This window comes from Pseudomonas koreensis, assembly GCF_036668835.1.
Classification (GTDB): Bacteria; Pseudomonadota; Gammaproteobacteria; order Pseudomonadales; family Pseudomonadaceae; genus Aquipseudomonas; species Aquipseudomonas koreensis_I.
The window spans coordinates 18,111-42,372 of record NZ_JAZEVW010000017.1 but is presented as its reverse complement, the minus strand read 5'-3'; the positions used below and the strand labels follow the sequence as shown (position 1 = coordinate 42,372).

Sequence of the window (24,262 nt, the reverse complement as noted above, 5' to 3'; positions counted from 1 at the left end):
GTTGTCCTGAAAAAGCGAATCGGTCAAGGCTTCCGAGCCATCCATTTCGCTGCTTATTCAACGCTAGACTTCGGTCAAAAAAACACCTGTAGGAAGCGTCGACAGGTGGGGTGAGAAGGTTCGATAGAGGGGAGGGGAGACGTCGCGACTGGCGTGTCGGAAAAAGACCTCTACTCCGTAAGCCGGACCGGATGCGGCGCTCGCCACGTACTGTTTGCTGCGAAAAAAACCGCGCAAAAAAAACGGCACCCGAAGGTGCCGTTTTTTGTTTCCAGTTCTAACGGAGCAATCAGCCCGCCAGACCCGCCTGCTGAACCAGGGTCAGCAATGGCTGCGGGTACACACCCAGGAAAAATGCGACCAGGGCGATGGCCAGCAGCATTACGCCGCCTGCCTTCTGTTCCCAGTGCAGCTGGGCGTCGTGGCGACGCAGGTTTGGCTCGATCAGGTACAGGGTGACCATCACGCGCAGGTAGTAGAACACGCCGATGGCGCTGCCCAGCACCAGCGCACCGACCAGCCACCATTGGTGCGATTCGACACCGCTGGCGATGATGTAGAACTTGCCGATGAAGCCTGCGGTCAGCGGGATACCGGCCAGCGACAGCATCATCACGGTCAGCACGGCGGTCAGGTACGGACGGCGCCAGAACAGGCCGCGATATTCGTACAGCGCGTCGGCGTCACGGCCGTTGTACGGCGAGGACATCAGGGTGATCACGCCGAAGGCGCCGAGGCTGGTGATCACGTAGGTGACCAGGTACACGCCGATAGCTTCCACCGCCAGACCCTTGCTCGCCACCAACGCGATCAGCAGGTAGCCGAAGTGCGCGATGGACGAATAACCGAGCAGACGCTTGAGGTTGCTCTGAGTCAGGGCCAGCAGGTTACCGAACAGGATCGACGCGACGGCGATGACGCTAAGCACGTCGCTGAGCACACCGCTGCTGGCGGCAGGGGAGATCTGGAACAGACGCACCATCACCGCAAACACTGCCACCTTCGACGCGGTGGCGAGGAATGCCGCCACCGGGGCCGGCGCACCTTCGTAAACGTCCGGCGTCCACAGGTGGAACGGTACCAACGACAGCTTGAACGCCAGACCGATCAGCATCATGCCCAGGCCCAGTTGTGCCAGCGAGCTTGGCAGGCCAGTCGCAGCCAGTGCCTGACCGATGCCGACGAAGCTCAGCGAGCCTGCGTCTGCATACAGCAGCGCCATACCGAACAGCAGGAACGCGGAACCGGCCGCCGACAGCACCATGTACTTGATGCCGGCTTCCAGCGAACGCTTGTTGAAGAAGGCGTAAGCCACCAGACCGTAGACCGGTACCGAGAGCAGTTCCAGACCGATGAACAACCCGGCCAGGTGCTGCGCGCTGACCAACACCAGACCACCGGCGGCGGCCATCAGGATCAGCAGGTACAGTTCTTCGCGGTTGCCCGGGTAGCCCGAACCGCCATCACCCAGATAAGCATGGGCGAGGGTGACGCAGGCGAGGGTGGCGACCAGGATCAGCGCCATGTACAGGCAAGCGAACGTATCGATCTGCAGCAACGGGGTCACGGCCAGCGGCGCGACTTTCAGTGTCGGCAGGATCGACAGCAACGCCAGGTTCAGACCCGCCACCGAAATCAGGAAGGTCTGCGAGTGGTTGCGGCGCCAGGCGATTGCCAGCATCACCACGATAATGGTGAGGCTGGTGATCAACAGTGGCGCAAGCGCAATAAAGTGTTGAATCGTGAATTCCATAGCGCTCTTACCGGGCCGAAGCGAGTTGAGTGAAGGCGGTGCCGAGCCACTGCTGCACGCCATGCATCGTGGCGGCAGAGGTGTCGAGGAACGGTTGCGGGTAGACGCCGAGGTAAACCAGCAGCACCGCAAGGCCCAGCACCATGATCAGTTCGCGCGCGTCCATGCCGTGCAGCACCGCGTCGGATTTGGACGGGCCGAAGTAGGCACGGTGGATCATGATCAGCGAATACACCGAACCGAACACCAGACCGGACGTTGCAATTGCCGTGACCCAAGGAGCGCTGGCGAAAGAACCGATCAGGATCAGGAACTCGCCGACAAAGTTACCGGTACCCGGCAGACCCAGCGACGCCGCCGCGAAGAACAGGCTGATCGCCGGCAGGTACGCGATGCGCGACCACAGACCGCCCATCTCACGCATGTCACGAGTGTGCAGACGCTCGTACAACTGACCGCTGAGGATAAACAGTGCCGCCGCCGACAGACCGTGCGCGAGCATCTGGATGACTGCGCCTTGCAGCGCCAGTTGGCTGCCGGAGTAGATGCCGATCAACACGAAGCCCATGTGGGAAACGGAAGAGAAGGCAATCAGACGCTTGATGTCGGTTTGGGCGAAGGCCAGGAACGCACCGTAGAAGATCCCGACCAGACCGAGGGTCATGGCGATCGGCGCAAACTCGGCCGAGGCATTCGGGAACAGCGGCAGGGCGAAACGCAGCAGGCCGTAGGCCGCGGTTTTCAGCAGGATACCGGCGAGGTCGACGGAACCGGCAGTTGGTGCCTGGGCGTGTGCATCAGGCAGCCACGAGTGGAACGGTACGACCGGCAGCTTGACCGCGAAGGCGATGAAGAAGCCGAGCATCAGAATGTACTCGGTGGTCATCGACATCTTGGTTTTCAACAGGTCGGCGTAGTTGAAGGTAATCACGCCAGTGTTGTTGAAGTTGACCAGCACCAGACCGAGGATCGCCACCAGCATGATCAGGCCGGAAGCCTGCGTGAAGATGAAGAACTTGGTCGCTGCGTAGATCCGGGTTTTCTTGCCGTCCGAAGAACTGTGACCCCAGAGCGCGATGAGGAAGTACATCGGCACCAGCATCATTTCCCAGAAGAAGAAGAACATGAACAGGTCGAGGGCGAGGAACACGCCGACAACACCGCCCAGGATCCACATCAGGTTGAGGTGGAAGAAGCCAACGTGACGTTGAATCTCTTTCCACGAGCACAGTACCGAGAGGATACCCAGCAGGCCGGTCAGCAGGATCATCAACAGCGACAGGCCGTCGAGGGCCAGGTGCACGTTGATGCCGAAGCGCTGGATCCAGGCATGCTTGAACTCAAGCGCCCAGGTCGGATCGGCGCCCGGCGCCGGTGCAAATGAATAGTCACCGTGGGCCCACAGCCAGAGGCCGAGGGCGAGTTCCAGGGTCATGGTCAACAGCGCAATCCAGCGCGGGAGGGTAGCGCCGAAGCGCTCACCCATCCAGCACAGCAGGCCGCCGATGAAGGGGATCAGGATTAGCCAAGGCAGAATCATGACGGGCTCGTTTCCTTTCGCAAATTCGCAAGGTTCATATCAGACCGCTACCAGCACGATGGCGCCGATTACCAGCACGGCACCAGCAGCCATCGAGGCGGCATACCAACGCAGTTGACCGGTCTCGGTACGGCTCAGGGCGGTGTGACCACCCTTGGCCATACGCGGGATCAGACCGATGGTCTGGTCGAGCGGGTCTTTGCGCAGTGCATGGCTGATCGCAAGGTACGGCTTGACGAACAGTTTGTCGTAGATCCAGTCGAAGCCCCAGGCAGCGAACCACCAGGCCGAAAGGAAACGGCCGATGCCGCTGTTGGCGATCGCCGTGACGAAACGACGCTTGCCGAGGAACAGCAGGGCCGCCAGCAGGATACCGGCCAGGGCGATGGCGCCCGAGGCGATTTCCAGACTGTGCTTGGCTTCGCCACCGGCGTGGCCGACGCTTTCTGGCAGAACGCCGTGCAGTGGCGGGACGATCATCGCGCCGACGAAAGTCGACAGCACGATCAGCACCGACAGGGGCAGCCAGTGTGCGATGCCGTGGCCGGCGTGGGCTTCGGTCTTGGCTTCACCGTGGAACGTGATGAAGATTAGGCGGAAGGTGTACAGCGACGTCATGAACGCACCGACCAGACCGGCGTAGAGCAGACCGTGGTTGCCGCTGGCGAACGCTTCCCAAAGGATTTCATCCTTGGAGTAGAAGCCTGCGGTGACCAGTGGCAGCGCGGCCAGTGCAGCACCACCAACGATGAAGCTGGCGTAGGCCAGTGGCAGTTTCTTCCACAGACCGCCCATCTTGAAGATGTTCTGCTCGTGGTGGCAGGCAACGATCACCGCACCGGAAGCAAGGAACAGCAGGGCCTTGAAGAAGGCGTGGGTCATCAGGTGGAAAATCGCGCCTTCCCAGGCGCCAACGCCCAGCGCCAGGAACATGTAGCCGATCTGGCTCATGGTCGAGTAGGCGAGGATACGTTTGATGTCGGTCTGCACCAGCGCGGCGAAACCCGCCAGTACCAGCGTCACACCACCGACGATGCCGACCAGGTGCAGGATGTCCGGCGCCAGGGTGAACAGACCGTGGGTACGGGCGATCAGGTAGACACCGGCAGTAACCATGGTTGCGGCGTGGATCAGTGCCGAAACCGGAGTCGGGCCGGCCATCGCGTCCGCCAGCCAGGTTTGCAGCGGCAGTTGTGCCGATTTACCGACCGCACCACCGAGCAGCATCAGGGTGGCCAGGGTGATCCAAAAGTCGCCGACCTGGAATTTCTGCGGTGCCAGCACCAGCAGTTCCTGAATGTTCAACGTGCCTACTTGCTGGAAGAGGATGAACAGGCCGATGGCCATGAACACGTCACCGATCCGGGTCACGATGAAGGCCTTGAGTGCGGCGTTACCGTTGTTGCGGTTGCTGTAGTAGAAACCGATCAACAGGTACGAGCACAGGCCCACGCCTTCCCAGCCGAAGTACAGGAACAACAGGTTATCGCCGAGCACCAGGAACAGCATGCTGGCGATAAACAGGTTGGTGTACGAGAAGAAGCGCGAGTAGCCCGCTTCGCCGCGCATGTACCAGGACGCGAACAGGTGGATCAGGAAACCGACGCCCACCACCACGCCGAGCATGGTGATCGACAGGCCGTCGATGTAGAGGGCGAAATCAGGCTTGAAGCCTTCCACCGCCATCCACTGCCACAGCACCAGGGTGTAGTGACCGCCTTCGGGAGGCGCGACGTTAAATTGCCAGATGACGTAAGCGGTGACGATCGCCGACAGGCCAATGGAGCCCACGCCGACCAGCGCCGAAAGGTTTTCCGACCAGCGTCCACGGGAGAACGACAGCAGCAGGAAACCGATGAGAGGAAATACGAAATTCAGAAAGATCAGGTTCATCCGCGCATCTCACTGGCAGCGTCGATATCGAGCGTGTGGAAGCGGCGATACAGTTGCAGCAGGATCGCCAGGCCAATACTGGCCTCGGCGGCTGCCAGACTGATCACCAGGATGAACATGATCTGTCCATCCGGCTGCGCCCAGCGGGCGCCCGCGACGATGAAGGCCAGGGCAGAGGCGTTCATCATCACTTCCAGGCTCATCAACACGAACAAAATGTTGCGGCGGACCATCAGGCCGACCAGACCAAGGCAGAACAGGATGCCGGCTACGGCTAAACCATGTTCGAGAGGGATAGCAGGCATGTCTTACTCCTTCGCCTCGTTACGGCCCAAATGGAACGCCGTGACGGCTGCGGCGAGCAGCAGCATCGAGGCGAGTTCGACCACCAGCAGATACGGGCCGAACAGGCTGATGCCCACGGCCTTGGCGTCTACGGTGGTGTGGCCGATGGCCTGACCGCTCTGGTGAGCGAACAGCACATACAGCAGTTCGGCCAGCAGCAGCCCGGCGAGAATCACCGGTCCTGCCCAGATGCCGGGCTTGAGCCAGGTGCGTTCCTGCTGAACCGAGGCCGGGCCCAGGTTCAGCATCATCACCACGAACACGAACAGCACCATGATGGCGCCGGCGTAGGCGATCACTTCCAGCACACCGGCGAACGGTGCGCCGAGGGCGAAGAAGGTCATGGCCACGGCGATCAACGAGATGATCAGGTAGAGCAGGGCGTGCACAGGGTTGGTGTTGGTGACCACACGAAGCGTGGACACCACCGCGATACCCGATGCGAAATAGAAAGCGAATTCCATCGTTCTTCCTTAAGGCAGCAAGCTCTTCACGTTGATCGGTTCGGCTTCGTTCTGCGCAGCGCCTTTCGGCTTGCCAGCGATTGCCATACCTGCAACACGATAGAAGTTGTAATCAGGGTTTTTGCCGGGGCCGGAGATCAGCAGATCTTCTTTCTCGTACACCAGATCCTGACGTTTGAACTCGGCCATCTCGAAATCCGGGGTCAGCTGGATTGCGGTGGTCGGGCAGGCTTCCTCGCAGAGACCGCAGAAAATGCAGCGCGAGAAGTTGATACGGAAGAAGTCCGGGTACCAGCGACCGTCTTCGGTTTCAGCTTTCTGCAGCGAGATGCATCCCACCGGGCACGCCACGGCGCACAGGTTGCAGGCTACGCAGCGTTCTTCGCCATCGGGGTCGCGGGTCAGGACGATGCGGCCACGGTAACGCGGCGGCAGGTAGACCTGTTCTTCAGGGTATTGCAGGGTGTCACGCTTGCGAAAGCCATGGCCAAAGACCATGACCAGGCTGCGCAACTGGGTACCGGTACCCTTAACGATGTCGCCAATATATTTGAACATGGGTCAAATCCTCACTGAACCGCAACCGCAGGCGTGTTCAACAACACAACCGCAGCGGTCACCAGCAAATTGATCAGGGTCAGTGGCAGGCAGAATTTCCAGCTGAAATCCATCACCTGGTCATAACGCGGACGCGGGATGGAAGCGCGCAGCAGGATGAACAGCATGATGAAGAACGCGGTCTTCAGTGCGAACCAGACGAAGGACAGTTGCGGCAGGATGCCGAACGGACCGTGCCAGCCACCGAAGAACAGGGTGACCAGCAGCGCCGAGATCAGGATGATGCCGATGTACTCACCGACGAAGAACATGCCCCATTTCATACCGGCGTATTCAATGTGGTAACCGTCGGCCAGTTCCTGTTCCGCTTCCGGCTGGTCAAACGGGTGACGGTGAGTCACGGCGACGCCAGCGATGAAGAAGGTACAGAAGCCGAAGAACTGCGGAATGATGAACCACAGGTTCTGCGCCTGGTACTCGACGATGTCGCGCATGTTGAACGAGCCGACCTGAACCACGATGCCCATCAGGGCCAGGCCCATGAACACTTCGTAGGACACGGTCTGCGCCGAAGCACGCAAGCTGCCCAGCAGGGCGAACTTGTTGTTGCTCGACCAGCCGGCGAACAGCACCGCGTACACCGACAGACCGGCCATGGCGAAGAAGAACAGCAGGCCGATGTTCAGATCCGCCACGCCCCAGGTCGGGGTGATCGGGATGATTGCGAAGGCGATCAGCAGGGCCGACATGGCGACCACCGGTGCCAGGGTGAAGATCACCTTGTCGGCAAACGGCGGGGTCCAGTCTTCCTTGAAGAACATTTTCAGCATGTCGGCGGCGATCTGGAACATGCCGAACGGGCCTACGCGGTTCGGACCGTAACGGTCCTGCCACCAGCCCAGCAGGCGACGTTCGACAAAGCTCAGCAAGGCGCCTGCGACCACCACGGCCAGCAGAATCACGATGGCTTTGATGACCGTCAGGATCACATCGATCACTTCAGGGGTGAACCAGGTCATTGCGCTGCCTCCTGCAGACCGTCGACGGACACGCCGGCGAATGCCGGTGGAATGCCAGCGATGCCCGCAGGCAGTGCCACCAGACCGGCGCCCAGTTCTTCATTGATGCGCAGCGGCAGACGCAGGGTCTGGCCGGCCACGTTCAGGCTCAGCAGGGCACCGTCGTTGACGCCCAGACGATCCGCTTCGGATTTCGCCAGTGCCACGTAAGGGGCCGGAATGCGCTCTTGCACAGGGGCGGCTTTCGAAGAGTTTTCTTCGCTGCCGAACAGGTGGAAGAACGGCACCGCTTGCCAGGTACCCGGCGCCGGGTTGAAGGCACGGGGCGCAGCGGCGAACCAGTTCAGCGAGTCGCCAGCGCTTTCGATCAGGCGGGTGCCCGGATCGCCAGCACGCAGGTGACCACCGACTTCGTCCTGGAACTTGTTCCACGCTTGTGGCGAGTTCCAGCCCGGCGACCAGGCAAACGGCACCTGCTGACGCGGTTCGGCAGAGCCCGAGTAACCTTCCATGGAAAAGGCGAACGCGGTGTCGTGGTCTTGCGGCATGCGCGGTTCATGGACGCTGATATCGGCGCGCATCGCGGTGCGACCGGAATAACGTAGCGGCTCACGCGCGAGTTTCAGACCCTTGATGCGGAACGCCGCCGACGGTGCGGCATCGACGATACGCGCCAGCTGTTCGGTGCTCGAAGCCACGGCAGCGGTGACGTGGTCGAGTTGCGTCCAGTCGATCGGCTGGTTCAGCAGGGTCGCACGCAGGGCGTGCAGCCAGCGCCAGCCTTCGTGAACGAGGATGCTCGCGTCCAGGTATTGCGGATCGAAAACCTGGAAGAAGCGCTGAGCGCGGCCTTCCTGGCTGACCAGCGTACCGTCGCCTTCGGCGAAGCTTGCCGCTGGCAGAACCAGTTGCGCGCGGTCGGTCGTGGCGGTTTTCTGATGGTCGGCAACGATCACCACTTTCGCAGCGTTCAGTGCAGCGTCGACCTTGGCCTTGGCGGTGCGGGTGTACAGATCGTTTTCCAGCACGACGATCGCGTCAGCCTTGCCATCGATGACCGCTTGCAGCGCGGCGTCGACCGATTCGCCACCGAGCATGGCCAGGCCGAGGCTGTTGGCTTCCGGCACGATCAGGCTGATCGAACCGTTCTTCTCGCGCAGCTTCAAGGCTTTGGCGATGTTCGCTGCCGCTTCGATCAGCGCTTTCGAACCGAGCGAAGTGCCGGCGATGATCAGCGGGCGCTTGGCCGCGAGCAGGGCGTCGGCGATGCGCTGAGCCAGTTCCAGAGCTTCGGCATCCAGACCTTCAACGGCCGGGGCGCTGGCATCCAGAGCGTGAGCAACGGCGAAACCGATGCGTGCCAGATCGTCGGGAGCGGCGTGTACGCATTCTTCGGCGACGTCGTCGAGTTTGGTTTCAGCGAGGCTGGCGATGAACAGCGGGTTCAGCGCGTGCTGACCGATGTTCTTCACAGCGGCGTCGAGCCAAGGCTGGACGCGCATGGCTTCGGCCATGTCTTCAGCCTTGCCCTTGACCGACTGACGCAGGGCCAGCGCCATACGCGCGGCGGTCTGGGTCAGGTCTTCGCCGAGAACGAAGATCGCATCGTGATCTTCGATGTCGCGCATGTTCGGCACCGGCAGCGGGCTGTCTTTCAACACCTGCAGAACCAGACGGATGCGCTCCAGTTCGCAGGCTTCGATACCGGAGTAGAAGTGTTCGGCGCCGACCAGTTCGCGCAACGCGTAGTTGCTTTCGAGGCTGGCACGCGGCGAACCGATACCAACGATGTTGCGGCCGCGCAGCAGGTCGGCGGCTTTATCCAGCGCGTCGTCGAGGCTCAGCTTGGTGCCGTCGGCCAGCAGCGGCTGACGTGGGCGATCGGTGCGGTTGACGTAGCCATAACCGAAACGGCCACGGTCGCAGAGGAAGTACTGGTTCACCGAACCGTTGAAACGGTTTTCGATGCGACGCAGTTCACCGTAACGCTCGCCCGGCGAGATGTTGCAGCCGCTCGAGCAGCCATGGCAGATGCTTGGGGCGAACTGCATGTCCCATTTACGGTTGTAGCGCTCGGAGTGAGTCTTGTCGGTGAACACACCGGTCGGGCACACCTCGGTGAGGTTACCGGAGAACTCGCTTTCGAGGGTGCCGTCTTCAACGCGCCCGAAGTACACGTTGTCGTGGGCGCCGAATACACCGAGGTCGGTGCCGCCAGCGTAGTCCTTGTAGAAACGCACGCAGCGGTAGCAGGCGATGCAGCGGTTCATTTCGTGGGAAATGAACGGGCCCAGTTGCTGGTTCTGGTGGGTGCGTTTGCTGAAGCGATAACGGCGCTCGTTGTGGCCGGTCATCACGGTCATGTCTTGCAGGTGGCAGTGACCACCTTCCTCGCACACCGGGCAGTCATGCGGGTGGTTGGTCATCAGCCATTCGACAACGCTGGCGCGGAACGCCTTGGATTCTTCATCGTCGATGGAGATCCAGGTGTTGTCGGTGGCAGGCGTCATGCAGGACATGACGATGCGACCACGGGTGTCGTTCTCGTCGGTGTACTGCTTGACCGCGCACTGGCGGCAGGCCCCGACGCTACCAAGCGCGGGGTGCCAGCAGAAATAGGGAATGTCGAGGCCCAGCGACAGACATGCCTGTAACAGGTTGTCTGCCCCGTCGACTTCGAGCGCTTTGCCGTCTACGTGGATAGTGGCCATGGTTCAAAGGTCTTCGTTGGCCCGGTGTCAGCGGGCGTGGCTAATGGAATCTTGTTATGCGTCCGAATCCAGTCAGCCCCGAAAGGCGTCATCGGACGAAAGGCGAAGGGCACGGACCCTTCGCCTTTTTAAGCGTTTACGCGCCGACTACGATCGGCCTTGCCAGAGGCGGGACGGCGGCGCTGACAGGCGCGATACCGGCTTCGAACTCTGGACGGAAGTATTTGATGGCACTGCCCAATGGCTCCACGGCACCCGGTGCGTGAGCACAGAAGGTCTTGCCCGGACCGAGGAAACCGACCAGACCCAGCAGGGTCTCGATGTCGCCTGGCTGACCCTTGCCCTGTTCGATGGCCATCAGCAGCTTGACGCTCCATGGCAGACCGTCACGGCAAGGGGTGCAGAACCCGCAGGATTCGCGCGCGAAGAACTGCTCCATGTTGCGCAGCAGCGAGACCATGTTGACGCTGTCGTCCACCGCCATCGCCAGACCGGTACCCATACGGGTGCCGACCTTAGCGATGCCGCCGGCGTACATTTGTGCGTCGAGGTGTTCCGGCAGGAGGAAACCGGTACCGGCGCCACCTGGCTGCCAGGCCTTGAGCTTGAAGCCGTCGCGCATGCCGCCGGCGTAGTCTTCGAACAACTCGCGACCGGTGACGCCGAATGGCAGTTCCCACAGGCCCGGGTTCTTGACCTTGCCGGAGAAGCCCATGAGCTTGGTGCCCATGTCTTCGCTGCCTTCGCGAGCCAACGATTTGTACCAGTCAACGCCGTCGGCGATGATCGCCGGCACGTTGCACAGGGTTTCGACGTTGTTCACGCAGGTCGGCTTGCCCCACACGCCGACGGCGGCAGGGAAGGGCGGCTTGGAGCGCGGGTTGGCGCGGCGACCTTCGAGGGAGTTGATCAGTGCGGTTTCTTCACCGCAGATGTAACGCCCGGCGCCAGTGTGGACGAACAGCTCGAAATCGAAACCGCTGCCCAGAATGTTCTTGCCCAGCAGGCCCGCTGCCTTGGCTTCTTCCACGGCACGGTTGAGGTGCTTGGCGGCGGTGGTGTATTCACCGCGCAGGAAGATGTAGCCACGGTAGGTTTTCAGCGCGCGAGCACTGATCAGCATGCCTTCGATCAGCAGATGGGGCAGTTGCTCCATCAGCATGCGGTCTTTCCAGGTGTTCGGTTCCATTTCATCCGCGTTGCACAGCAGGTAGCGGATGTTGATGGATTCGTCCTTGGGCATCAGGCCCCACTTCACGCCAGTGGGGAAGCCTGCACCGCCGCGACCTTTGAGGCCGGCGTCTTTCACGGTCTGGACGATGGCGTCCTGATCCATGTCGGCGAAGGCTTTGCGCGCAGCGGCGTAACCGTTCTTGGCCTGGTACTCGTCGAGCCATACGGCTTCGCCGTCATCGCGCAGACGCCAGGTCAGCGGGTGAGTCTCGGCCGAGCGCTGAATGCGGTTGGCAGGACCGAAAGATGTCAGGGTCATACGTAGCCCTCGAGCAGTTTGGCCACGCCAGCAGGCTGGACGTCGCCAAAGGTGTCGTCGTCGATCATCAGCGCCGGTGCCTTGTCGCAGTTGCCGAGGCAGCAGACAGGCAGCAGGGTGAAACGACCGTCGGCGGTGGTCTGACCCAGGCCGATGCCCAGATTGTTCTGGATTTCGCTGACCACCGATTCGTGGCCGCCGATGTAGCAGACCATGCTGTCGCAGACGCGAATGATGTGGCGCCCGACCGGTTGACGGAAGATCTGGCTATAGAACGTCGCCACGCCTTCAACGTCGCTGGCCGGGATGCCGAGGATTTCGCCGATCGCGTACAGGGCGCCATCCGGCACCCAGCCGCGTTCCTTCTGAACGATCTTCAGGGCTTCGATCGACGCCGCGCGCGGGTCTTCGTAGTGATGCAGCTCGTGCTCGATGGCCGAGCGCTCGGTTTCACTCAAGGTGAAACGGTCTGTCTGGATAAGCGTGCTGTTCATGCTTAGCGGTCCACGTCGGCCATAACGAAGTCGATACTACCCAGGTACGCAATCAAGTCCGCGACCATGCTGCCTTTGATCACCGAAGGGATCTGCTGCAGGTGCGGGAAGCTCGGAGTGCGGATCCGGGTACGGTAGCTCATGGTGCCGCCGTCGCTCGTCAGGTAATAACTGTTGATGCCCTTGGTCGCTTCGATCATCTGGAAGGATTCGTTGGCCGGCATCACCGGGCCCCACGAAACCTGCAGGAAGTGCGTGATCAGGGTTTCGATGTGCTGCAGCGTGCGCTCTTTGGGCGGCGGCGTGGTCAGCGGGTGATCCGCCTTGTACGGGCCTTCCGGCATGTTGCGCATGCACTGGTCGATGATCTTGATGCTCTGGCGCATCTCTTCGACGCGAACCATGCAGCGGTCGTAGGCATCGCCGTTGACGGCCAGCGGCACTTCGAATTCGAAGTTCTCGTAGCCCGAGTACGGACGCGCTTTACGCAGGTCGAAATCGCAACCGGTCGAACGCAGGCCGGCACCGGTGACGCCCCATTCCAGGGCTTCTTTGGTGTTGTAGGCAGCGACGCCGACGGTACGACCCTTGAGGATGCTGTTCTGCAACGCAGCCTTGGTGTATTCGTCCAGACGCTTGGGCATCCACTCGACGAAATCCTTGACCAGTTTTTCCCAGCCGCGCGGCAGATCGTGGGCAACGCCGCCGATGCGGTACCAGGCCGGGTGCAGACGGAAACCGGTGATCGCTTCGATCACCGTGTACGCCTTCTGGCGGTCGGTGAAGGTGAAGAACACCGGGGTCATCGCGCCGACGTCCTGGATGTAGGTACCCAGGAACAGCAGGTGGCTGGTGATCCGGAAGAACTCGGCCATCATGATGCGGATGACGTCGACCTTCTGCGGCACCTTGATGCCGGCCAGCTTCTCGACCGAGAGCACGTACGGCAGGTTGTTCATCACGCCGCCGAGGTAGTCGATGCGGTCGGTGTACGGAATGTAGCTGTGCCAGGACTGACGCTCGCCCATCTTCTCGGCGCCACGGTGGTGGTAACCGATGTCCGGGACGCAATCGACGATCTCTTCACCGTCCAGCTGCAGAATGATGCGGAACGCACCGTGCGCCGAAGGGTGGTTCGGGCCGAGGTTGAGGAACATGTAGTCCTCGTTCGCGCCGGAACGCTTCATGCCCCAGTCTTCAGGGCGGAAACGCGCGGCTTCTTCCTCAAGCTGCTGCTTGGCGAGGTTGAGGCTGAACGGATCGAATTCGGTGGCGCGCGCCGGGAAGTCCTTGCGCAGCGGGTGACCTTCCCAGGTCGGCGGCATCATGATGCGCGACAGGTGCGGATGGCCTTTGAAGTCGATGCCGAACATGTCCCAGACTTCACGCTCGTACCAGTTGGCGTTCGGCCAGATGCTGGTGACGGAAGGCATGCTGAGGTCGCCTTCGGACAAGGCGACCTTGATCATCACGTCACTATTACGCTCCAGCGACATGAGGTGATAGAACACGGTGAAATCGGCGCCGGTCGGCAGCCCTTGACGCTTGGTGCGCAGACGCTCGTCCACGCCGTGCAGGTCATAGAGCATGACGTACGGCTTGGGCAGGTTGCGCAGGAAAGTCAGGACTTCAACCAGCTTGGCGCGGTTCACCCACAGCACCGGCATGCCGGTGCGGGTTGCCTGAGCGGTGAACGCTTCGGCGCCAAAGCGGTTGTTCAATTCGACGACCACATCCTGGTCGTCTGCCTTGTAAGGCGGGATGTACAGAGCACTGCCTGTAGTCATGGTTATTTTTTCGCTTTCGGTCAACGTAAAGAATGAAGCCAGCTTCTCGTTACTAAGAACAGATCTGGATCAGACTTCGTCAGGGCTGCGCAGGTTGGTGACTGCGATTCGCTGTTCGCGGCGCTGTTCCTTCTGCGAAGGCATGTCGGCGCGATACACGCCTTGATCACCAACGACCCAGGAAAGCGGACGACGCTCCTGTCCAATCGATTCCTGCAACAGCATCAAGCCTTGCAGAAATGCTTCCGGACGGGGCGGGCAGCCAGGTACGTAGACGTCCACGGGCAGGAACTTGTCCACGCCTTGAACCACGGAGTAGATGTCGTACATGCCACCGGAGTTGGCGCACGAACCCATGGAAATTACCCATTTCGGTTCGAGCATCTGCTCGTAGAGACGCTGAATGATCGGCGCCATCTTGATGAAGCAGGTACCGGCGATAACCATGAAGTCAGCCTGACGCGGCGAGGCCCGGATCACTTCGGCGCCAAAGCGCGCGATGTCGTGGGGCGCCGTGAAGGCGGTGGTCATTTCCACGTAACAGCACGACAGGCCGAAGTTGTACGGCCACAGGGAGTTTTTACGCCCCCAGTTGACCGCGCCACTCAGCACGTCTTCCAGCTTGCCCATGAAAATGTTTTTGTGGACTTGATCTTCTAACGGATCGGCAACGGTTTCCCGCTGGCCAATCGGATACTGCTCGTTAGGAGCATCGGGGTCGATCCTGGTGAGATTGTATTGCATTGCCAAAGCCTCATTGTTTCAGCTTCGCCTGCCGCTTGCGACGAGCTTCCGGAGCCCAGTCAAGGGCGCCCACTCGGAACAGGTAGACAAGACCTGCCAACAGAATTGCTATGAAAACGAGAGCTTCGACGAATCCGGTCCAGCCGCTTTCGCGGACGGACACAGACCATGCAAAGAGAAAGAGGGCTTCGATATCGAAGATCACGAAGAGCATCGCGACCAGATAGAATTTGGCTGAGAGCCGCAAGCGGGCGCCACCGGTAGGTAGCATGCCCGACTCGAACGGTTCGTTTTTGCTGCGACCCCAGGCTTTTGACCCAAGGAGGCTGGAGACGCCAAGCATGAAGGCGCAGAGGCCGACGACACCCAGAAGGAAAATGGCAAAGCCCCAGTTGTGGGCCATGAGTCCTGTCGCTTCGGGCATGCTGGTAATCCTTAACAGAGAGCAAAGGTCTCTGAGCTTGATAAAGAAATAAGGCAGTGACGATATGTCGCAGCAATCAATCGGGCTGATTTTATGGCTAAACACCCGGCAAGTAAAATTCCAATGGCGAAATTATTTACCGGATTAAGGACATAGCGTCTGCTGAAGGCGCTGCGGCCCATGCGTTGCGGGCATTAGCCGGGTTTCCATCAATTATGTTTTGTAGGGTTTGTAACGAACATAGTTGCCGCTAAATGATAATTGATATCGTTTGGGGTGGTTTTGTAACTGTTTAACGAGTGAGGGGCTGGAAAGTTGTCTTACTTGCACGTTACTGCAAGTAGCGAAGCCTACCGTTTTAGCGGAAATTTCTGACGGATGTACCGCTCTGGATCAATGTTTTGATTCGCGATCACCCCCGACCCTGTGGGAGCGAGCTTGCTCGCGAATGCGGTTCATCATTCGCCAGGGATAGTGACTGACATGACGCCTTCGCGAGCAAGCTCGCTCCCACAGGGGGGGGTGTGGCGTTTGGGAGATTGTCTCAGGCAAAAAAAACGCCCCGAACCAGTCGGGGCATCAGTCTTGCGGCTCTGCGGTTAGCTTTTTATTCGATCCGCAAAGGCCGTTTGCTCAGGTGAAGCTGAATCAGTGGAACTGTTCTTCTTCGGTCGAACCGGTCAGCGCGGTCACCGAGGACGAGCCGCCCTGGATCACGGTGGTCATGTCGTCGAAGTAGCCGGTGCCCACTTCCTGCTGGTGCGCAACGAAGGTGTAACCCTTGGCGGCGTCAGCGAATTCCTGCTCCTGCAGCTTCACGTAGGCAGTCATGTCGTTGCGGGCGTAGTCGTGCGCCAGGTTGAACATGCTGTGCCACATGTTGTGAATGCCGGCCAGGGTGATGAACTGGTGCTTATAGCCCATGGCGGACAGCTCGCGCTGGAACTTGGCGATGGTCGCGTCGTCGAGGTTTTTCTTCCAGTTGAAGGAAGGCGAGCAGTTGTACGACAGCAGTTGGTCCGGGTATTCCTTCTTGATCGCTTCAGCGAAGCGACGGGCTTCTTCCAGATCCGGCTTGGCGGTTTCACACCAGATCAGGTCGGCGTACGGCGCATAAGCCAGGCCACGGGCAATCGCCTGGTCCAGACCGGCGCGAACCTTGTAGAAACCTTCCTGGGTGCGCTCGCCGGTCACGAACGGCTGGTCGTACGGGTCGCAGTCGGAAGTCAGCAGGTCGGCCGCGTTGGCGTCGGTGCGGGCCAGAATGATGGTCGGTGTGCCGGCAACGTCAGCCGCCAGGCGAGCAGCGGTCAGCTTCTGTACAGCTTCCTGGGTCGGCACCAGTACCTTGCCGCCCATGTGGCCGCATTTTTTAACCGAAGCCAGCTGGTCTTCGAAGTGAACGCCGGCGGCGCCTGCTTCGATCATGCTCTTCATCAGTTCGTAGGCGTTCAGTACGCCGCCGAAACCGGCTTCAGCGTCCGCCACGATCGGCGCGAAGTAGTCGATGTAGCCGTCGTCGCCCGGGTTCTTGCCGGCTTTCCACTGGATCTGGTCGGCACGACGGAACGAGTTGTTGATGCGCTTGACCACAGTCGGCACCGAGTCCACCGGGTACAGCGACTGGTCCGGGTACATCGATTCTGCGGAGTTGTTGTCCGCAGCCACTTGCCAGCCCGACAGGTAGATCGCCTGGATACCGGCTTTGACCTGCTGAACAGCCTGGCCACCGGTCAGGGCGCCCATGCAGTTGACGAAATCTTTCTCAGGACGGAAGGACGGCTTGGCACCCTGGGTGACCAGGTTCCACAGCTTCTCGGCGCCCATCTTCGCAAAGGTGTGCTCAGGCTGGACCGAGCCACGCAGACGGACCACGTCAGCAGCGGAGTAAGTGCGTGTCACGCCTTTCCAGCGCGGGTTCTCAGCCCAGTCTTTTTCGAGGGCTGCAATTTGCTGTTCGCGTGTCAGTGCCATGGAGATAAACCTCGTCGCGTCTTTATTGAAAAGTTGTTCTGCGGTGGAAAATTCCTGCGCTCGCTGACCAGAAGCTTAGGTGGTCAAGTCGGATTCGGCGGGGTAGGCGACGGGATGAACGATGGGCTCGAGGGGAAGTGAGCAGGTAGTGGCGCGGTGCGGGCGCATTCCGGCGTCGTGGGCCTTTATGCGGTCTGCAGCGTGAAGCCGGGTTACCTAAATACGCTTCCGTCCCTCGGGACAACTTCGTTCCAGTCGGCAACCTCGTCAAACACACCTTGTGGGCGGTACAGACACGAAACGGCTCGCGGGGTAGGTGCGGGCGGCGCTTCGAAGGCCCTTGCCAGGGCCCCTGATTAGCGGGAGCGAGGCCATCATGCCTTCGCTTTTTTTTCGCGTCAAACGTTTTGTAGTGCTTTTTTTCGAGCACTACATCTTTCGTCTGATACGACTAATCAGTCAGTTTTCGGTGCTTTAGTCCAGTGCGTCGACTTTCACCCGCAGGGTCATATCATCCCGGCCTTGAGTCGAGTAGCTGCGGGTCAGGCCCTGTTTATCGGCTAGGGTCTGGCGATTGACGCCGGCCAGGGTGATCCATTCACCGAGGCGTCCGCTGACGGTTGTGTCGGTGCTTTGCACGTTCACTACATCGGGACGTTCCTGGCTCATGCGGTCACGATTGGTACTGATAGCCAGATGGACGATGTCGCCGGTGACGCTGGCGGTCACGTAGAAACCCTGGGTGACGTTGCGGTATTGGGTCTGGCTGTTGTATCCGCCGTACGAATCGCTCTGAACGTTGGTGATCGGCACGCTTTGTCCGACCTGGATCAGCGCCGGCATGCCGTCGGTGGCCTGTACTTGCTGCACGCCGCCTTCGCGGCTGGTCGTACTGCGGCTGATGATCCGGGTCTGGTTCGGCTGGGCGCCGTTGACTGAATAACCTTCGTCGCCCCGGCCATTGTTTTCATTGGTGTCGACGGTGATCAGCAGGCGCTTGGGCGCCGTGTCTAGCTGGCCGATGAGTGCCTTGAGCTCCTGAATCTTGTCCGGTTCGGCCTTGATGATCAGTTGATTACCATAGGCGCTGACCTGACCGTCCTTGCCGAGAAAATCCTGCGCCATCGGCAGCATGTCGGCGCTGGTGCGGTAATTGAGCGGCACGATTTCGGTGGCTGCCAGCACCGAAAAGCTGCAGCCAAGCAGCAGGGTGGTGAGCAGGGTGCGTAGGGACATGTCCGTTATCTCCGCGTTCGAAAGGCTTGATATTGCCAGTTTGTCGGCCAGGGGTGGGGCAAGTTGAATCGTAGACAGCAAAACGCCCCGGCATCGGTTGATGTCGGGGCGTTTTGTGGTGTTATCGAGGGCCTCTTCGCGAGCAAGCTCGCTCCCACATTGGATCTCTGCCTGACACAAATATCGTGTCCGCTGGAGATCCCTTGTGGGGGCGAGCCTGCTCGCGAAGGCCGCGCTGCGGTCTCAGGCCGAATGCCGAACCATGTCGACATGCGGAATCCCGGCTTCGAGAAATTCCTCACTGACCAGGCTGAAGCCGAGGCGCTCGTAGAACGCCGTGGCCTGCACCTGCGCGCTGAGCATTTGCTGCTTCAGGCCGCGTGCTTCGGCTTCGGCGATGACCGCTTGCATCAGAGCGTCGCCGACCTTCATCCCTCGCCAGTCTTTCAGCACGGAAACGCGGCCGATGTGCCCGTCGGGCAACAATCGCGCAGTGCCGATTGGGAAGTCGCCTTCGAAGGCCAGAAAATGCACGGCATCCTGGTCATCCGAATCCCACTCCAGCTCCGGTGGTACGGATTGTTCGGCGATGAACACCGTTTCACGAATGCGCCGGATCTCGGCGATGTCCTTCTGCCAGTCTGCGACACGAACGCGAATTTTATTCATCGGCGAACCCCAGGCTACCTTGCTTGACCAGTTCGCAGAGCAGGCTGCGACCGTCTTCGTCGTTCAGCCAGTCACCGAGGTTGTCGGTGTGCAGGGCGTCAGCGGCGCAGATCAGCTTCAGCAGTTCGCGCAGTTTGCCCGGCAGATAACGGCTCTGGCCGCTGGCGAACAGCAGCAGGTCGTCATCGACTTCCGACCAGGCCAGACGCGCGCTCGGGTTGCGAATCAGCACGGCGCCGTCCTGCAGGGCGGCGAGGAAATCTTCCTCCTCGACGTCTTCCGGGCCGACCACCAGTTCCGGGTAGCGCGGCTCGGTCATGTACTGGCCGAACCAGGTCAGCAGCAGGCGCTCGTCGCTCATGTGCTCAGCGAGCAGGCTCTTCAGGCGGTCCAGCGCATCGTGCTGAATCTGGTGCGGATCAGCGGCCGGCTTGGCATCGGCGTCGGTGTAGCGCTCTTCGTCAGTCAGGAACTGGCTGAGGAAGTCGGTGAAGTGGGTCAGCACTTCAGCAGCGCTCGGCGCGCGGAAGCCGACCGAGTAGGTCATGCAGTTGTCGACCGCAACGCCGCAGTGAGCCAGACGCGGCGGCAGGTACAGCATGTCGCCCGGTTCCAGGACCCATTCTTCGGTCTGTTCGAATTCGGCGAGGATGCGCAGGTCGGCGTGTTGCAGCAGCGGGCTCTCGGAATCGCACATCTGGCCGATTTTCCAGTTGCGCTTGCCGTGACCTTGCAGCAGGAAGACGTCGTAGTTATCGAAGTGCGGGCCAACGCTGCCACCGGGAGCGGCGAAGCTGATCATCACGTCGTCGACGCGCCAGCTCGGCAGAAAGCGGAAGTTTTCCAGCAATTCGCTGACTTCGGGGACGAACTGGTCGACCGCTTGCACCAGCAGGGTCCACTCTTTTTCCGGCAGTTTGCTGAACTCGTCTTCGGCGAACGGGCCGCGACGCAGTTCCCATGGACGCTCGCCGTGCTCAATGACCAGGCGCGATTCGACTTCTTCTTCCAGGGCGAGGCCGGCCAGTTCGTCGGCATCGATCGGGCTTTCGAAGTCAGGAATCGCCTGACGGATCAGCAGCGGTTTTTTCTGCCAGTAGTCGCGCAGGAATTCGCGTGCCGTGAGGCCGCCCAGAAGTTGAAGAGGAATGTCGGAATTCATATGTAACCTATTGAAAAAAAGCACTTTTCAGACGGGAATAAAAACGCCCGGCGCGGCCGGGCGTCTTGAACGGGGCAAACGGTCGATCAGATGCGTTTGGCTTGTGCCACAGCGTTGCCGATGTAGTTGGCCGGGGTCAGTTGCTTGAGCTCGGCTTTCGCTTCGGCTGGCATGTCCAGGCCATCGATGAAAGTCTGCAGCGCTTCAGGGCTGATGCCCTTGCCGCGGGTCAGTTCTTTCAGCTTTTCGTACGGGTTTTCGATGTTGTAGCGGCGCATTACGGTCTGGATCGGCTCGGCCAGCACTTCCCAGCAGGCGTCGAGGTCAGCGGCAATCTTCTGCTCGTTGAGTTCGAGTTTGCTGATGCCTTTGAGGCTGGCTTCGTAGGCGATCACGCTGTGGGCGAAGCCGACACCGAGGTTGCGCAGAACGGTGGAGTCGGTCAGGTCACGCTGCCAGCGGGAGATCGGCAGTTTGCTCGCCAGGTGCTGGAACAATGCGTTGGCGATGCCCAGGTTGCCTTCGGAGTTTTCGAAGTCGATCGGGTTGACCTTGTGCGGCATGGTCGACGAACCGATTTCGCCAGCGATGGTGCGCTGCTTGAAATAACCCAGGGAGATGTAGCCCCAGATGTCACGGTCGAAGTCGATCAGAATGGTGTTGAAGCGCGCGATCGCGTCGAACAGCTCGGCGATGTAGTCGTGCGGTTCGATCTGCGTGGTGTACGGGTTGAAGCCCAGGCCCAGCTCGTCTTCGATGAAGGCGCGGGCATTGGCTTCCCAGTCGATCTGCGGGTAGGCCGACAGGTGCGCGTTGTAGTTGCCGACAGCGCCGTTGATCTTGCCCAGCAGCGGTACGGCAGCGACCTGAGCAATCTGGCGCTCGAGACGGTAAACCACGTTGGCCAGCTCTTTGCCCAGAGTGGTCGGGGAGGCTGGTTGGCCGTGGGTGCGCGACAGCATCGGCACGTCGGCGAAACGGATGGCCAGTTCGCGGATGGCGTTGGCAGTCTGGCGCATCAGCGGCAGCATCACGTCGTCACGGCCTTCACGCAGCATCAGCGCGTGGGACAGGTTGTTGATGTCTTCGCTGGTGCAGGCAAAGTGAATGAACTCGCTGACCTTGGCCAGCTCCGGCAGTTTTGCCGCCTGCTCCTTGAGCAGGTATTCGATCGCCTTGACGTCGTGGTTGGTGGTGCGCTCGATCTCTTTGACGCGCTCGGCGTGCTCCAGCGAGAAGTTTTCAGCCAGTTCATTGAGAACGGCGTTGGCCTCGGCGGAGAAGGCCGGCACTTCAGGGATACCGGCGTGGGCGGCCAGGCGCTGGAGCCAGCGCACTTCAACCAGAACGCGGGCACGGATCAGGCCGTACTCGCTGAAAATCGGGCGCAGGGCCTGGGTTTTGCCGGCGTAGCGGCCGTCAACAGGGGAAACCGCAGTGAGCGAAGAGAGCTGCATGGGGTGTTCTCGGACAGTCGGGCAACGAAATGGGGCGCGTATCATACATGAAAAAATCCGCCGGTCCGTCGCCAACTGACCGGCGTATTACGCGTTACAGACTACAAAACTGGTATTACGCGGCGCTTACTCGCTGCGCATCAGCGGATACAGCTCCTTGAGCAGCTTGCGGCGGCTGATCACCAGCTGCCAGCGATGCCCGCCAAGCTGACGCCACAGGCGCGCCGAACGGATCCCCGCCAACAGCAGCGCGCGAATCTTCGAGGCGTTGCTCGGTTGCTGCAGGTTGCGCATGTCGCCGTGCACCTGAATGCGTTGGCGTAAGGTGCTCAAGGTGTCCTGATACAGCGCGCCGCAAGCAGCCACGACGTTTTCGTGGGCCGGACCGAAGTGTTCGACCTGCGACTGGATCTGCGGCAAACGCTTGCTGATGGTGTCGAGCATGTCGTCGCGCTTGGCCAGCTGACGCTCCAGACCGAGCATCGACAACGCGTAACGCAACGGCTCGCGCTGCAACGTGCTGGGGTCGCGTTCCAGTGCGCCAATCAGCGCCCGATAACCTTCGCGCAGATTGATGTCGTCGCCGCCGTACACGTCCAGCGTGTCTTTCGGGTCGCGCACCAGCAGGCTGCCAAGCATGCAGCTCAGGCCAGCTTCGTTGGTCTGCCCGGTCTTGGCGATGCGATCAACCAGCACGGCAGCGAGAAACACACCGCCGAGCGCCGTCAGTTGCTCCTGAGTCGGGCTCATGCCTGGCCGCTCCACGGCTCGGCGACTTCGATCACGCCGCCGCCGAGGCAGATTTCACCGTCATAGAACACCACCGATTGGCCCGGCGTCACCGCGCGTTGCGGTTCGTCGAACACGGCGCGATAGCCGTTGGCGGTTTTCTCCAGGGTGCAGGCCTGATCGCTCTGGCGATAACGCACTTTGGCGGTCAGGCGCAGCGGCTGGCTCAGGTCGATCGGGTTGACCCAATAAATGTCCGAAGCGAGCAGGGCGCCGGAGAACAGCCGCGGATGGTTGTTGCCCTGGCCGACGATCAGCTCGTTGACGTCCAGGTCCTTGCGCAGCACGTACCACGGTTCATCGCCGGCGTCTTTCAAGCCGCCGATGCCCAGGCCCTGGCGCTGACCGATGGTGTGGTACATCAAGCCGTGGTGACGGCCGATGACTTCGCCTTCGGTGGTTTTGATCTCGCCCGGTTGCGCCGGCAGGTATTGCTTGAGGAAGTCGCTGAAGCGCCGCTCGCCGATGAAGCAGATCCCGGTGGAATCCTTCTTCTTGGCGGTCGCCAGCTCGTATTTCTCGGCAATCGCGCGCACTTCGGGCTTCTCCAGCTCGCCGACCGGAAACAGGGTCTTGGCGATCTGTTCGCCGCCCACGGCGTGCAGGAAGTAGCTCTGATCCTTGTTCGGATCGAGGCCCTTGAGCAATTCGGTGCGGCCATCGATGTCGCGGCGGCGCACGTAGTGGCCGGTGGCGATCAGGTCGGCGCCAAGCATCATCGCGTAGTCGAGGAACGCCTTGAACTTGATCTCGCGGTTGCACAGGATGTCCGGGTTCGGCGTGCGTCCGGCCTTGTATTCGGCCAGAAAGTGCTCGAACACGTTGTCCCAGTACTCGGCGGCGAAGTTTGCGGTGTGCAGCTTGATGCCGATCTTGTCGCAGACAGCCTGAGCATCCGCCAGGTCGTCCATGGCGGTGCAGTATTCCGTTCCGTCGTCTTCTTCCCAGTTCTTCATGAACAGGCCTTCCACTTCATACCCCTGCTCGATCAGCAGGAGAGCGGAAACGGAAGAGTCCACGCCGCCGGACATGCCGACAATGACGCGCTTCTTGGATGTGTCAGAAGGGGCTGGATCACGCATAGGGATTCAATGAGTGTCTTGGAAAAGGGCGCGATTCTAGCAGGCTCGCGGCCGCAAGGCTAAAGGGAAGGGCGGATCAGTTCGAGGCTGAAGTGATGACCGGCCAGATAATCGTCGATGCAGCGCATGATCAACTCGCTGCGCCAGTTGTCCCGCTGGGCCAATAATTCGTCGCGGCTCAGCCACTTGGCGCCGAGGATGCCGTCGTCAAGCTGATAGTCCGGGTGATGTTTGACGGCTTTGGCGCTGAAGCACACGCGCTGGTAAGTCACGCCGTTGCTCGGCGCGGTGTACAGATAAATACCGATGACGCCGATGGGTTCGACATCCCAGCCGGTTTCTTCGAGGGTTTCGCGAATCGCCGCGTCGATCAGGGTTTCATCCGGATCGAGATGCCCGGCGGGCTGGTTGAGCACATTGCGCCCGGCCTTGTGTTCTTCCACCATCAGGAAGCGACCGTTGTCCTCGACGATGGTGGCGACGGTGATGTGGGGCAGCCATTCCATAAATCATCCTCAATCTTGAAGTGTGAAACCCAATCCCCTGTAGGAGTGAGCCTGCTCGCGATAGCGGTGCATCAGTCGCCATTAATGGTGAATGGTATACCGCTATCGCGAGCAGGCTCACTCCTACAGGGGATTTGTATTGTGTCTGGAAACACAAACCCCG

21 protein-coding genes are annotated in these 24,262 nt (G+C 60.6%); all 21 read right to left on the bottom strand.

Annotated elements, in window-relative coordinates; all coding sequences use genetic code 11:
- Positions 1-289 precede the first annotated feature (289 nt).
- Positions 290-1,753, bottom strand: a complete 1,464-nt coding sequence (gene nuoN / locus V6F91_RS26765; RefSeq protein ID WP_332769791.1) for an NADH-quinone oxidoreductase subunit NuoN — start codon at positions 1,751-1,753, stop codon at positions 290-292.
- A 7-nt stretch (positions 1,754-1,760) separates the two neighbouring features.
- Entirely contained in the window at positions 1,761-3,293 is a 1,533-nt protein-coding gene (nuoM, locus tag V6F91_RS26760) for an NADH-quinone oxidoreductase subunit M (protein WP_332769789.1), read from the bottom strand.
- A gap of 39 nt (positions 3,294-3,332) precedes the next feature.
- Positions 3,333-5,186 (bottom strand): NADH-quinone oxidoreductase subunit L, encoded by a 1,854-nt coding sequence (gene nuoL / locus V6F91_RS26755; protein ID WP_332769787.1) that lies wholly within the window; start codon positions 5,184-5,186, stop codon positions 3,333-3,335.
- A complete protein-coding gene (nuoK, locus tag V6F91_RS26750; RefSeq protein ID WP_003180046.1) occupies positions 5,183-5,491 on the bottom strand; it encodes an NADH-quinone oxidoreductase subunit NuoK in 309 nt (102 codons plus the stop codon). The genes nuoL and nuoK overlap by 4 nt, the downstream gene beginning before the upstream one ends.
- 3 nt (positions 5,492-5,494) lie before the next feature.
- Positions 5,495-5,995, bottom strand: a complete 501-nt coding sequence (gene nuoJ, locus V6F91_RS26745; RefSeq protein ID WP_090284375.1) for an NADH-quinone oxidoreductase subunit J — start codon at positions 5,993-5,995, stop codon at positions 5,495-5,497.
- A 9-nt stretch (positions 5,996-6,004) separates the two neighbouring features.
- Positions 6,005-6,553, bottom strand: a complete 549-nt coding sequence (gene nuoI, locus V6F91_RS26740) for an NADH-quinone oxidoreductase subunit NuoI (RefSeq protein ID WP_016775283.1) — start codon at positions 6,551-6,553, stop codon at positions 6,005-6,007.
- Between the two features lie 11 nt (positions 6,554-6,564).
- Positions 6,565-7,572, bottom strand: a complete 1,008-nt coding sequence (gene nuoH, locus V6F91_RS26735) for an NADH-quinone oxidoreductase subunit NuoH (RefSeq protein ID WP_039763316.1) — start codon at positions 7,570-7,572, stop codon at positions 6,565-6,567.
- On the bottom strand, positions 7,569-10,283 hold the full coding sequence (gene nuoG / locus V6F91_RS26730; protein ID WP_332769781.1) for an NADH-quinone oxidoreductase subunit NuoG: 2,715 nt from the start codon (positions 10,281-10,283) through the stop codon (positions 7,569-7,571). Before nuoG ends, nuoH begins: the two co-directional genes overlap by 4 nt.
- Positions 10,284-10,419: 136 nt before the next feature.
- Positions 10,420-11,775: an NADH-quinone oxidoreductase subunit NuoF gene (gene nuoF / locus V6F91_RS26725; RefSeq protein WP_064363636.1), complete on the bottom strand. Its 1,356-nt coding sequence runs from the start codon at positions 11,773-11,775 to the stop codon at positions 10,420-10,422.
- On the bottom strand, positions 11,772-12,269 hold the full coding sequence (gene nuoE / locus V6F91_RS26720; RefSeq protein WP_003223804.1) for an NADH-quinone oxidoreductase subunit NuoE: 498 nt from the start codon (positions 12,267-12,269) through the stop codon (positions 11,772-11,774). The genes nuoF and nuoE overlap by 4 nt, the downstream gene beginning before the upstream one ends.
- A gap of 2 nt (positions 12,270-12,271) precedes the next feature.
- Complete coding sequence (nuoC, locus tag V6F91_RS26715) at positions 12,272-14,056, bottom strand: NADH-quinone oxidoreductase subunit C/D (RefSeq protein ID WP_332769776.1); 1,785 nt, start codon at positions 14,054-14,056, stop codon at positions 12,272-12,274.
- Positions 14,057-14,125: 69 nt separating this feature from the next.
- On the bottom strand, positions 14,126-14,800 hold the full coding sequence (locus V6F91_RS26710; RefSeq protein WP_016775278.1) for a NuoB/complex I 20 kDa subunit family protein: 675 nt from the start codon (positions 14,798-14,800) through the stop codon (positions 14,126-14,128).
- 10 nt (positions 14,801-14,810) lie between these two features.
- A complete protein-coding gene (locus tag V6F91_RS26705; protein ID WP_003223812.1) occupies positions 14,811-15,224 on the bottom strand; it encodes an NADH-quinone oxidoreductase subunit A in 414 nt (137 codons plus the stop codon).
- A 648-nt stretch (positions 15,225-15,872) separates the two neighbouring features.
- Positions 15,873-17,198, bottom strand: coding sequence for an isocitrate lyase (gene aceA, locus V6F91_RS26695; RefSeq protein ID WP_016775277.1), 1,326 nt, complete (start codon positions 17,196-17,198; stop codon positions 15,873-15,875).
- A 474-nt stretch (positions 17,199-17,672) separates the two neighbouring features.
- Positions 17,673-18,434, bottom strand: coding sequence for a secretin N-terminal domain-containing protein (locus tag V6F91_RS26690; RefSeq protein ID WP_332769772.1), 762 nt, complete (start codon positions 18,432-18,434; stop codon positions 17,673-17,675).
- A 243-nt stretch (positions 18,435-18,677) separates the two neighbouring features.
- On the bottom strand, positions 18,678-19,103 hold the full coding sequence (locus tag V6F91_RS26685) for a GNAT family N-acetyltransferase (RefSeq protein WP_332769770.1): 426 nt from the start codon (positions 19,101-19,103) through the stop codon (positions 18,678-18,680).
- The gene (locus tag V6F91_RS26680) at positions 19,096-20,265 is read right to left on the bottom strand and encodes a cupin domain-containing protein (RefSeq protein WP_332769768.1); all 1,170 of its coding nucleotides are present in this window, start codon (positions 20,263-20,265) and stop codon (positions 19,096-19,098) included. Before V6F91_RS26680 ends, V6F91_RS26685 begins: the two co-directional genes overlap by 8 nt.
- Before the next feature lie 86 nt (positions 20,266-20,351).
- Complete coding sequence (purB, locus tag V6F91_RS26675; RefSeq protein WP_003223822.1) at positions 20,352-21,722, bottom strand: adenylosuccinate lyase; 1,371 nt, start codon at positions 21,720-21,722, stop codon at positions 20,352-20,354.
- A gap of 126 nt (positions 21,723-21,848) precedes the next feature.
- A complete protein-coding gene (hflD, locus tag V6F91_RS26670) occupies positions 21,849-22,472 on the bottom strand; it encodes a high frequency lysogenization protein HflD (protein ID WP_090284360.1) in 624 nt (207 codons plus the stop codon).
- On the bottom strand, positions 22,469-23,593 hold the full coding sequence (gene mnmA, locus V6F91_RS26665) for a tRNA 2-thiouridine(34) synthase MnmA (RefSeq protein ID WP_332769765.1): 1,125 nt from the start codon (positions 23,591-23,593) through the stop codon (positions 22,469-22,471). The genes hflD and mnmA overlap by 4 nt, the downstream gene beginning before the upstream one ends.
- A 59-nt stretch (positions 23,594-23,652) precedes the next feature.
- Entirely contained in the window at positions 23,653-24,099 is a 447-nt protein-coding gene (locus V6F91_RS26660; RefSeq protein WP_332769763.1) for an NUDIX hydrolase, read from the bottom strand.
- Positions 24,100-24,262 lie beyond the last annotated feature (163 nt).